The organism is Coprococcus sp. RTP21428st1_C9_RTP21428_210409, assembly GCF_040227395.1.
Taxonomy (GTDB): Bacteria; Bacillota; Clostridia; order Lachnospirales; family Lachnospiraceae; genus Coprococcus; species Coprococcus aceti.
In genome coordinates, this window is sequence record NZ_JBEHVV010000089.1 from 1 (window position 1) to 10,122 (window position 10,122).

Consider the following 10,122-nt stretch of genomic DNA (forward strand, 5'->3'; position numbering starts at 1 on the left):
TCATTTTAAACTCATAACTATAACGCATAAAAATACCCTCCTTACTGGTTGTCCAGTAAAGAGGGTACATATCAAAATCATAGTCGGTGTGGAGTTTTATTGTATATTAACTATTATTAGTTAGCCAGAGCCTGAAGTACAGCAGCCTTCATCGCATCGTCACACTGCTCATCTCCTATGTACAATGTAACTGTACTCTTTCCGCCTGCAGGGAAATCAAATACTGCCTTCAGTGTCTTGTCTATATATGTTCCATCTGAACCATACTTTGCAAGATCCATGCTGACCTTTGTTCCATAATATGTGATTCTGAATCCACCGTTTGTTGTGTCCTCATAATACCATACTGTTGTCTTGGCCTTCTTATCAAGAGCGTCTCCATATGTAACACCTGTAGGAACCTTCTTCTCTGTTCCGTTGCTCTGTACATCTGTATAGACGATCTCATTCTTCTTAAGGCTGTCTATCTTGTCCTTTGCCTCATCGTTAGTACGATACTGAATATTACCCTTTACAAATATCTGAGCTGTCTCAGGAAGAACCAGATACACACCGCCACAGATAGCTGCTACCACAATAATGGCTACAAGGATCTTAACAAATGTCTTCATAATTATCTCTCCTATCCACAATCAAATTCATCAATCGATACTAGAACAGTTCTTTCTCAAGCTGGAATATGAAATCCTCAAGGAGCTGCATGCGTTTGCTGTACTCAAGTCGTCCAGCCTCCGTCTTACATCTCTTGATCTTTGGTTTATTGATCTTATAAAAATTCTTGATTCTGTAATATGCGCGCTTATAGCTTGCCTCGTCCTCTATAGCCGTAGCCATGGAATCCCACAGAACACTGATCGCTCCCACTTCATCCAGCAGGTCTGCATCCATAACTATCCTGCACTCAAGTGACAGATCTGCATCAGTATCCTTCTCCTCATGGATCATGATTATCTCGCCTATCTTGGCTATCTTCTGTGGATCGACTCCCAGACTGTCAAGATAATTGACAGCTATCTCTGCTCCGACCTCCCCATGTGGTCTCTCGTCATCCCAGCCCACATCATGAAGAAGTGCCGCGAGAACTATTATATCCAGATCTCCACCTAACTTCGACTGAAGCTTTATCGCCCATCTATACACCCGCATAGTATGTTCAAATCTGCTCCTGAATGGATAATTAGGCGGCCTACCATTAACGGCTGTCTGTTCCTTTACAAAATCAATTACTTCAGCGTAATTCATATCCGTTTCGCCCCTTGGAAATCACTATTCTGCAGCGCATAATAACACTGCAAAAGTATCATACTTGATGATAACATCTTTTGTGGGATTTTGCTATATTTTTTTAAATTTTTAATAAATAATGTTAAAAATAAAAAAATCCATGCGATCTTCCTTCGAAGCGTCACCATAGACGTTACCTCAGCAGTTAACTCAGCCCAGGCACCCTCACGGCACACAGGAGATTCCCCTTAGTGCTGCTTCGTCTCCGACCTGACACGGTTCGAAGATTCCTGTTGCGCGAGACCCAGACATCAACATCACTTACTGAGGGCAGCCCTACAGCGGCCACCCCTCAGGAAGACCATCACCCCTGCTATAGCGGATTGCAGGTACAGGGCGCCGCTACCTCCCCGGTTGCATGGAAACTTTAAAACATATTTAATTGGCTGTGCACAAGATGCACCGCAGGCTACATTATATCTGACATGCCGCCCGCCGTCAAGCATTCTTCGCTTTTCCCTGTCTCAGGTCGCGAAAAAAGCTCTTCATCATCTCACTGCATTCATCCTGCCGCACACCACGTATAACCTCAACCTGATGATTGAACTGTTTCATGTCCAGCAGGTTTATTATGGAGCCCGCACATCCGGCCTTGGGATTCATACATCCTATCACCACATTTGGGATACGTGCCTGCACTATGGCCCCGGCACACATCTGGCACGGTTCAAGGGTCACATACATTGTGCACTCCTCCAGCCGCCAGTCGCCGAGCTTCTTTGACGCCTGTTCTATGGCCAGTATCTCCGCATGTGCAAGTGTGGTCTTTTTCAGATTTCTCTTGTTGAAGCCCCTTGCGATTATCCTGTCATCGTGGACTATGACACAGCCTATCGGAACATCGCCATTTGCATAAGCCCTCTTTGCCTGGGCTATGGCTTTATCCATATACTTCTCATGGATACGCCGCTCCTCCGGCGTCAGCTCATCTATATTGGTATCTTCCATTCTCTTTATCCTCTTCTTCCTATCTTATATCCACTATCCAGTAGCCGAAGCTGCCGGTCTTGATATGTGTCTCCTTCTCCGGCACGAATCTGTCAAATCCAAATATCCCGGCAAGGTATTTCTCCCTCGAGGAATACACCCCCGGAACTCCAAGTATGTAACTGACGCGGTCCTCATCTGGGGAAAATATGACTTTGCCGAACATCAGGTATTTGTAGCTGTAATACCCGTGTGTCAGGAAGCTGTTCACCCCGAGCTTCCAGTTGCACATGTCCAGCAGACCTATGTCATTCGGGGATATCTTCACGCTCTCTATGACGCTGTCCAGCCCGTCATCCAGGGAGCTTCCCGGAAGAAGTGGCAGACGTTCATAGTTCTCAAACATTTTGTCTATCGCCGTTCCGGTCTCGGAGGTCTCGACCTCATCAGAACATACAGGCTCCGCCGGTGCAGCACAGCTCTCAAGCTCCAACTCTGCCGTGACCGTATCTGTTATGGAGGCCTCTCTCACCGCCTCGCTCAGTTCCTCAGTATCGCGGCCCGCACGTTTCGCATCCCACATTCTGGAATAATCTATCACACTGTCCGTCCAGGACGAACAGAATATATCGCTGTCGTAATACTCCTGCCCCATATTTCCATCCGGCTGTATACGCCTTATGACGATACCGGCAAATGCAGTCACAGGCCGTCCGCTCTCCATGACATCATCCCAGCAGAATGAGAAGCACTCCTCACCGTGTCCATTTCTGAGTCTCATCTTACCGACGAGCACTGGCAGAGGGATCATCACGGGTTCATTTGTCTGTTCACCACCCACTGCGCCTTCGTCGGCCAGCGTCTCCCTGTAAATGAACACGCCATAGATTTCCTCTCTGCTGTTCATTCCGTTTCTCAGTCCAACCGTGAGTCTTCCCGTTCTCCCCACCTTTGCCACCTTGGCAAATCCTGAATTTTCACATTTGTATCCGTCGTGATACCTGTAAATATACGATATAAATCGGTTCCAGTACACCATAGATAATCCTCCTCTCCCTTCCGGAATTCTGCGTCCTTTTCCGGGGGCTTTATCAATTATCTATGATTCTGTCTCACAACCTATGACATTATTTGTCCGTGAGAATGTCGCTCAAAGCTGCAAATTCCGCCAGGCTCAAACTTTCTCCACGGATATTTGCTGATATTCCAAGGGATTCCAAAGCCTTTGCGATCTGCTCCTTGGCAAATGACAGCTCTCCGCTGTTGGCTATGCCGTTCTGGAGAGTCTTTCTTCTCTGGTTAAATGATGCTCTTATCAGCCTGAACATGAGCTGCTCGTCCTTCACCTTGACCGGCGGCTCCTGGTATCTGTTCAGTCTGATGACCGCTGAGCCCACACCCGGTCTCGGTATAAAGCAGTTTGGCGGAACATTTGCCACTATATACGGCTCGGCATAATACTGAACTGCCAGGGACAGTGCTCCGTAATCCTTGGTTCCCGGGCCCACCTGCATGCGGTCCGCAACCTCCTTCTGCACCATGACCGTCACCGAGAGAAGCGGCACATGCTTCTCGAAAAGTCCCATGATGATCGGTGTGGTTATATAGTATGGGAGATTCGCAACCACCTTGATAGGCCTGCCGCCATTTCTCTCCTCCACGATCTTGTTGATATCCACCTTCAGTATGTCATCGTTGATGATGGTCACATTGTCGTACTCCGCAAGGGTCTCGTCCAGAATAGGGAGAAGATTCTTGTCTATCTCCACCGCCACAACCTGTCCGGCACTCTCCGCAAGATACTGGGTCATGGTTCCTATTCCCGGACCTATCTCCAGAACGCAGTCGTCCTTCGTGATGTCCGCCGCGCTGATTATCTTGTTTATGACATGTGCATCTATGAGGAAGTTCTGACCGAACTTCTTCTGGAATGCAAATTCATATTTCTTTATCGTCTCTATCGTAACCTGTGGATTACTTAACTTCTCCATGCTTTGTCCTTTCCTGCGTCCAGACAATGGCGGTTTCATCAAGATTTGTGTCACGACCAGGACTTTGTGGTATGCCTGTCTGGGGCATACCACAAAGTCCTGGTCTCAATTCACATTACGAAACCTCCATTGCCTGTAATCTACGTTTTTATTACATCTTGTACATTTTCAGGGCATTCGCGTATGTCTGGTCATACACTTTCTGAACCGGAACGCCCTTGATCTCGGCTATCTTCTCAGCTATATAAGGTATGTTGAGGGCAGAGTTCCTTGTTCCCCGGAATGGAACCGGAGCCATGTATGGGGAGTCTGTTTCGAGAACTATCTTTTCCAGAGGGATATCCTCCACGACCTCCTGAAGCTTCCGGCTGTTCTTGAAGGTGACTACTCCGCCAACCCCTATGTTAAATCCCATCTTAATATATTCTCTTGCCTGTTCTACGCTGTATGAATAGCAGTGTATCACACCGCCATTTCTGCCGCCATCCATTCTCTTAAGCATCTCCATAGTGTCTGATGCCGCATCACGACTGTGTATAATGATCGGCATGGCAAGCTCCTGCGCAAGCTCAAGCTGCCTGAGAAACCATTTCTTCTGAACATCCCTCGGAGGATCATCATCAAAATGATAATCAAGACCTATCTCTCCTATGGCTCTCACCTTTGGATTATCCAGCACCATGCTCTTAAGCTCCTGTATATCCGTCTCCGTCAGCTCACCGACCTCACTCGGATGTACGCCGACTGCCGCATAAAAATGCGGATATTTTGCGGCAAGCTCCACCGAATTCCTCGACGACTGCATATCCGCTCCGACGTTCATGACCTTGTCTATATCCTTCTCAAGGAATTCTGCAATTAACTGTTCTCTGTCCTCATCAAACTGAGTATCGTCATAATGACCATGTGTCTCAAATATCATATCTCAAACCTCTCTTATGGTACTAATGCATTGTTTATAGTACCGCAATATCGTATCCGTCACGCTGTATTATACAGAAATACCCGCACTTTGTGAACGTTTAATTATTTGTTTATGATTAGTTATTAATCTTTATAAATAGATTAATCTTTAAACACATTTTTTTCACAAATCCTGGATATACTAACAATCGTAAAGAGTTTTTCATTTATTTGAATCCTCTCTCCCCTCATTTTTTTGCAAGAGGCAGCAGATCTTCCCCGTTCTGTTACCTCTTGTTTTTTTGTGTCCGAAACTGTATATTTATTGTGATGTATATATGTACACATAGATTACATCAACGTATAATATGTGTCCACATTACACGTGTCATATCGCATTGATTTTATATGTATATTTATCATAACATTTTACATAACAGGAGGACTTTCATGATTTCAAAGAAATATTCATCAATGTTAAACAACACTTCCATCATCAGGGAATTTGCACAGTATGCTTCAAAGCGTGCCGCTGAGATCGGTGCTGAGAATGTGTTCAACTATACTATAGGCAATCCATCTGTGCCTACCACAGACGACTTCAACAAAGGACTTATCGATCTTATCCAGAATGAGGATTCACTGGCACTTCACGGCTACAGCCCAACACTCACTATTTATTCTGTAAGAAAGGCTGTCGCAGATTCTCTGAACCGCCGTTTCGGCATGGAGTATGTTCCTGAGGACATTTTCATGACATCAGGTGCTGCCGGAGCCCTGGCTCACGCCATCAGATGTGTCACAGAACCGGGTGACGAGGTCATCACATTTGCGCCTTACTTCCCTGAGTATGTACCATACGTTGACGGAACCGGTGCTGTTCTCAAGGTCGTTCCCGCGGACATAACTTCATTCCAGATCAACTTTGACGCATTCCTCGAGATGATGAACCCAAATGTTCAGGCAATCCTCATCAACTCGCCAAACAACCCATCCGGAATCGTCTACTCAACCGAGACTATAACACATCTTGCCCAGATCCTCACAGAGAAACAGGAGGAGTACGGACATGACATTTACCTTATATCAGACGAGCCTTACAGAGAGATCGTATTTGAGGGAACTGATTCGCCATTCATCTCAAAGTTCTACGACAACACCATCTGCTGCTACTCATTCAGCAAGTCTCTGTCACTGCCTGGAGAGCGTATCGGATACGTGGCTGTAAACCCTAAGTGCAAGGATGCCGAGCTCATCATCAACATGTGCGGACAGGTATCACGTTTCACAGGACACAACTGTCCTTCATCTCTGATACAGCTCGGAGTTGCAAAGGTGCTTGATGAGACATCTGATCTGTCAATCTACGAGAAGAACAAGAACATCCTGTACAAGGAGCTGACGGCTATGGGATATGAGTGTGTTGAGCCGGGCGGAACCTTCTACATGTTCCCTAAGACTCCTATCGCAGATGCAAATGAGTTCTGTAACATGACTGCCCATGAGCTTGATCTGATCCTTGTTCCTGGCGACAGCTTTATGTGTCCGGGACATATGAGACTGGCTTACTGTACTACAACAGATATGGTTGAGCGTTCTCTGCCACTGTTTGAGAAGGCTATCAAGATGTGTAAATAATGATCTGAGTATGAATTTCTATATCAATATCATGTCTTATCAGTATAGATATTATTTGCACTAATCTTGTTTATACAAAATTATTTTAGGAAAGTATAGAGATATATCATATGACTAACATAAAGATAATTCTCGCCTCGGGATCGCCTAGAAGAAAGGAACTTCTGGCCCAGGCGGGATACGACTTCGATGTGTGTCCAAGTCTTTCTGATGAAGATCTTGAACCGATGGCTCCATCTGAATATGTAATGCTTCTGGCTAAGAAGAAGGCAGATGAAGTGTGCAACAGGATCATCGCCCAGGATGTTGTAAGACGGGTTAAAAAGCTTCCTGAACGCTTCGTTGTCCTCGGCGCAGACACTGTTGTATCGCTGAACGGAAGGATTCTTGGTAAGCCTTACGACTACGACGATGCATACAACACCTTGAACAGTCTGTCCGACCAGACGCATCAGGTGTACACCGGCGTGTGTCTGATATATGTGAACGGAAGAGCCAAGTCATCCAGCTCATTCTATGAGAAGACGGATGTCACCTTCTATCCTGTATCCCACGACGAGATAATCCAGTACCTCGCCACAAATGAGCCGTTTGACAAAGCCGGAAGCTATGGAATTCAGGGCAAGGGCGGTCTGTTCGTCAAGGGAATTGAGGGCGACTACAACAATGTTGTCGGGCTGCCACTCGCAAGGGTGTATCACGAGCTTGATGATTTGATTTCTTGAATGGTTTGGAAATATTTTCTCTAAATGGCAATTATATTTATTTTACGACACTAAATTATCCCTTTTTGAGGAAAAGATCTTGAAAAAGGCACAAAATCTGAGATTTTGTATCTTTTCAACTAAATTTCCTTGAAAAGGGATAATTTTATGCACATATTATTAAATTCCACGATAAACAGCACGAAGACTTTTATCCGCCATCGTGCCATAAGAAATAATTCCTACACGAATCCTTACATAAGCTCTTTCTTCACATTGAAGATAGTTCCAACGACCTTCGGGCCCGCATTTGATGCAACTGCTGCCCCGATCTGGAAGTAATCTGAAGGGCCATATCCAACCTTCTCCGTCATACGAGCTGTCAGCTCGTCTCTGACGGTCTCATCATTTCCGTATACTACCTGGTACTCTGAACCCGGCTCCATCTCTTCCACTGTGACATCCACCATCTTTGCCATGAGTTTCTTCTCACCGCGGCACTTGATAGCTGTCACGATCTCATTTGCCCAGATCTTCATGATAGGCTTCACGCCGAGTGCGTCACCAACCAGAGCTGCCGCACTTGGAATTCTTCCTGACTTGGCTGCATACTTGAGGCCATATATTCCGAAGTATATCCTTCTCTTTGGAAGCTCTTCCTTCAGATACCACACGATATCCTTGGCATCCCTGCCCTCCTGAACCATTCTAGCTGCCACAACCACCGGATAACCATACTGTCCACTGTAGCCTATTCCGTCAAATACATATATATTGCACTTTCCGGCGCACTCAGGATATTCCTCCTCGAACTGATCTGCGGCCATCTGCGCATTTGCATATGAGGCAGAACCATCCTTGTTGATGCTTACATATATAATATCCGTGTAACCCTGCTCCACCAGCTCCTTATACACCTCGCCGAACTGGTACGCTGTGATCTGTGATGTCTTTGGAAGATCATCATTCTCTGCCATGAGCTTGTAGAAACCCTCATTGTCAAAATCAACCCTGCTCAGATAAGATTTGCCGCCTATCACGACCGGGAAAGGAAGAATCCTGATTCCAAGCTCCTTCTCCTCCTTCTCCGAAATATCACTGGCAGAATCTGTCATTATAATTATTTTTCCCATAATTCACAAAACTCCATTTTTTGCTAATGAGCAGACGCATGAAATGCGCTGCGCGCGGCGTCTGCGTGCTTCATAAGATGTCACTAAGCCCAGCTTAGTGACGGCGCACCCAGTGCGCCACCTCCTTATGAAAATTTACTTATCATTCTCCATACGCCACTTGATACATCTGTTGAGATAATGAACATAATCAGGGTTCTTGCACATACCCTTGCCCTTATCATCAGATATCTTGGCAACATCCATGCCGTTACATGCTGTAGTCTTCATAACTATGTTGAGCGGTTCATCGCACGTATCGTTGGATATATATGTTCCTATTCCAAATGCAACCTTGATCTTGTCCTTAAAATAGCTGTTGAGTTTGTCCGCTTTCTCGAAATCAAGGCTGTCGCTGAACAGAAGTGTCTTGGTCTTTGGATCAAGTCCAAGCTTCTCATAATGATGAACCATCTTGTCGCCCCACTCAAAAGGATCGCCACTGTCGTGTCTCACCCCACTGAAAAGTGTCGCATATGTGAGCTGGAAATCCTTCAGGAAGCAATCTGTTGTGATGGCATCAGTGAGAGCTGTTCCGTTCAGCACTCCATACTCCTTAACCCATGCATCCAATGCATACCAGTTGGAATATGCAGGATTGTGCTTATGATTACCCTGTCCAACACACATGATCCACTCATGCGCCATAGTTCCAACCGGAACCAGATTATACTTCCTTGCCAGATATACATTACTTGTTCCGACAAATGTTGAACCCGGATACTTGCGCTTGCTGAGTTCCTTGACTGCAAGCTCCTGAGCTTCAGCCGAAAGTCTTCTTCTGAGTCCAAACTCACTGAAAGCTCCAAGGTTATACTCTCCGGTCTCGACTTTTCGAACCTTCTCATCTAGCTTCTCCCTGAATGATGCAAGCAGCTTATCATAGTCATCGTTCATTCTGAAGTAGACCTCATTCACTATAGCCAGAGTAGGTATCTCATACATGGAAGTATTGAGCCAAGTGCCTCTCGCCTCTATCTTCAGTCCACACTCAGCGTCATCTGATATCTCAAAGTCCTCATATCTTGCCTTCCAGAGTCTCAGAAAATCAACATAAGAACCCTTTATCCACTTGATATTGTGCAGATACTCAAGCTCCTCCTCTGTAAATCTCAGATCACAGTAGAGCTGTATCTGTCTCTTGATCTCATCAACCATCTCCTTTGTGAAGAACACGTCAGTATTCCTGCACTTGAATGACCATGTTGTCTTATAGTCACTGAACTGATGGTAAATCGCCTGTCCCATACTAAACTTGTACATATCCGTTTCAAGCAGGCTTGTGATTATTCTTTCCATTTTTATACTCTTCTTTCTCTTTTTATCCGCTCCACACATACGGCTTAACCGCCATATATCACGGAAATACGGAAGTATACGCAAGTTCAAATACTTCCACTTATAATAAGTTAGCACACAGCCCGCTGTCAAGCACTATTACCTTGCAACTATCACACATAGTATTGTATAATGTTACCGTTCAGAGCCATGCAGCACAATATA

The 10,122-nt window shown here is 45.5% G+C and carries 10 protein-coding genes and 1 other RNA gene; 2 read left to right on the forward strand and 9 right to left on the reverse strand.

Going from position 1 to position 10,122, the window contains the following annotated elements; all coding sequences use genetic code 11:
* Positions 1 to 116 precede the first annotated feature (116 nt).
* From ABUA34_RS12840 to ABUA34_RS12870, 7 genes are all read right to left on the reverse strand, one after another.
* Entirely contained in the window at positions 117 to 611 is a 495-nt protein-coding gene (locus tag ABUA34_RS12840; protein WP_015534504.1) for a hypothetical protein, read from the reverse strand.
* Positions 612 to 651: 40 nt separating this feature from the next.
* Positions 652 to 1,242, reverse strand: coding sequence for an HD domain-containing protein (locus ABUA34_RS12845; protein WP_015534503.1), 591 nt, complete (start codon positions 1,240 to 1,242; stop codon positions 652 to 654).
* Positions 1,243 to 1,382: 140 nt separating this feature from the next.
* Positions 1,383 to 1,646, reverse strand: an RNA gene (gene ffs, locus ABUA34_RS12850) — signal recognition particle sRNA large type.
* Positions 1,647 to 1,722: 76 nt separating this feature from the next.
* Positions 1,723 to 2,232, reverse strand: a complete 510-nt coding sequence (gene tadA, locus ABUA34_RS12855) for a tRNA adenosine(34) deaminase TadA (protein ID WP_015534501.1) — start codon at positions 2,230 to 2,232, stop codon at positions 1,723 to 1,725.
* Positions 2,233 to 2,251: 19 nt separating this feature from the next.
* The gene (locus ABUA34_RS12860; protein WP_349823436.1) at positions 2,252 to 3,250 is read right to left on the reverse strand and encodes a DUF6128 domain-containing protein; all 999 of its coding nucleotides are present in this window, start codon (positions 3,248 to 3,250) and stop codon (positions 2,252 to 2,254) included.
* 88 nt (positions 3,251 to 3,338) lie between these two features.
* Entirely contained in the window at positions 3,339 to 4,202 is an 864-nt protein-coding gene (gene rsmA, locus ABUA34_RS12865; protein WP_055145795.1) for a 16S rRNA (adenine(1518)-N(6)/adenine(1519)-N(6))-dimethyltransferase RsmA, read from the reverse strand.
* Positions 4,203 to 4,353: 151 nt separating this feature from the next.
* Entirely contained in the window at positions 4,354 to 5,124 is a 771-nt protein-coding gene (locus tag ABUA34_RS12870; RefSeq protein WP_349823437.1) for a TatD family hydrolase, read from the reverse strand.
* Between the two features lie 431 nt (positions 5,125 to 5,555).
* Between ABUA34_RS12870 and ABUA34_RS12875 the strand changes: the two genes are divergently transcribed.
* On the forward strand, positions 5,556 to 6,743 hold the full coding sequence (locus tag ABUA34_RS12875) for a pyridoxal phosphate-dependent aminotransferase (RefSeq protein ID WP_022216003.1): 1,188 nt from the start codon (positions 5,556 to 5,558) through the stop codon (positions 6,741 to 6,743).
* A gap of 110 nt (positions 6,744 to 6,853) precedes the next feature.
* The gene (locus tag ABUA34_RS12880) at positions 6,854 to 7,468 is read left to right on the forward strand and encodes a Maf family protein (protein ID WP_015534495.1); all 615 of its coding nucleotides are present in this window, start codon (positions 6,854 to 6,856) and stop codon (positions 7,466 to 7,468) included.
* A 233-nt stretch (positions 7,469 to 7,701) separates the two neighbouring features.
* Here ABUA34_RS12880 and ABUA34_RS12885 read toward each other — a convergent pair whose 3' ends face one another.
* Positions 7,702 to 8,580 (reverse strand): DegV family protein, encoded by an 879-nt coding sequence (locus ABUA34_RS12885; RefSeq protein WP_349823438.1) that lies wholly within the window; start codon positions 8,578 to 8,580, stop codon positions 7,702 to 7,704.
* Between the two features lie 135 nt (positions 8,581 to 8,715).
* Positions 8,716 to 9,957, reverse strand: coding sequence for a nicotinate phosphoribosyltransferase (gene pncB, locus ABUA34_RS12890; protein ID WP_349823439.1), 1,242 nt, complete (start codon positions 9,955 to 9,957; stop codon positions 8,716 to 8,718).
* Between the last annotated feature and the right edge of the window lie 165 nt (positions 9,958 to 10,122).

Bases quoted from the DNA above. Each gene is read 5' to 3' on its own strand.
- ABUA34_RS12840 (WP_015534504.1), bottom strand. From the start codon at position 611: ATGAAGACATTTGTTAAGATCCTTGTAGCCATTATTGTGGTAGCAGCT.
- ABUA34_RS12845 (WP_015534503.1), bottom strand. From the start codon at position 1,242: ATGAATTACGCTGAAGTAATTGATTTTGTAAAGGAACAGACAGCCGTT.
- tadA (WP_015534501.1), bottom strand. From the start codon at position 2,232: ATGGAAGATACCAATATAGATGAGCTGACGCCGGAGGAGCGGCGTATC.
- ABUA34_RS12860 (WP_349823436.1), bottom strand. From the start codon at position 3,250: ATGGTGTACTGGAACCGATTTATATCGTATATTTACAGGTATCACGAC.
- rsmA (WP_055145795.1), bottom strand. From the start codon at position 4,202: ATGGAGAAGTTAAGTAATCCACAGGTTACGATAGAGACGATAAAGAAA.
- ABUA34_RS12870 (WP_349823437.1), bottom strand. From the start codon at position 5,124: ATGATATTTGAGACACATGGTCATTATGACGATACTCAGTTTGATGAG.
- ABUA34_RS12875 (WP_022216003.1), top strand. From the start codon at position 5,556: ATGATTTCAAAGAAATATTCATCAATGTTAAACAACACTTCCATCATC.
- ABUA34_RS12880 (WP_015534495.1), top strand. From the start codon at position 6,854: ATGACTAACATAAAGATAATTCTCGCCTCGGGATCGCCTAGAAGAAAG.
- ABUA34_RS12885 (WP_349823438.1), bottom strand. From the start codon at position 8,580: ATGGGAAAAATAATTATAATGACAGATTCTGCCAGTGATATTTCGGAG.
- pncB (WP_349823439.1), bottom strand. From the start codon at position 9,957: ATGTGTGGAGCGGATAAAAAGAGAAAGAAGAGTATAAAAATGGAAAGA.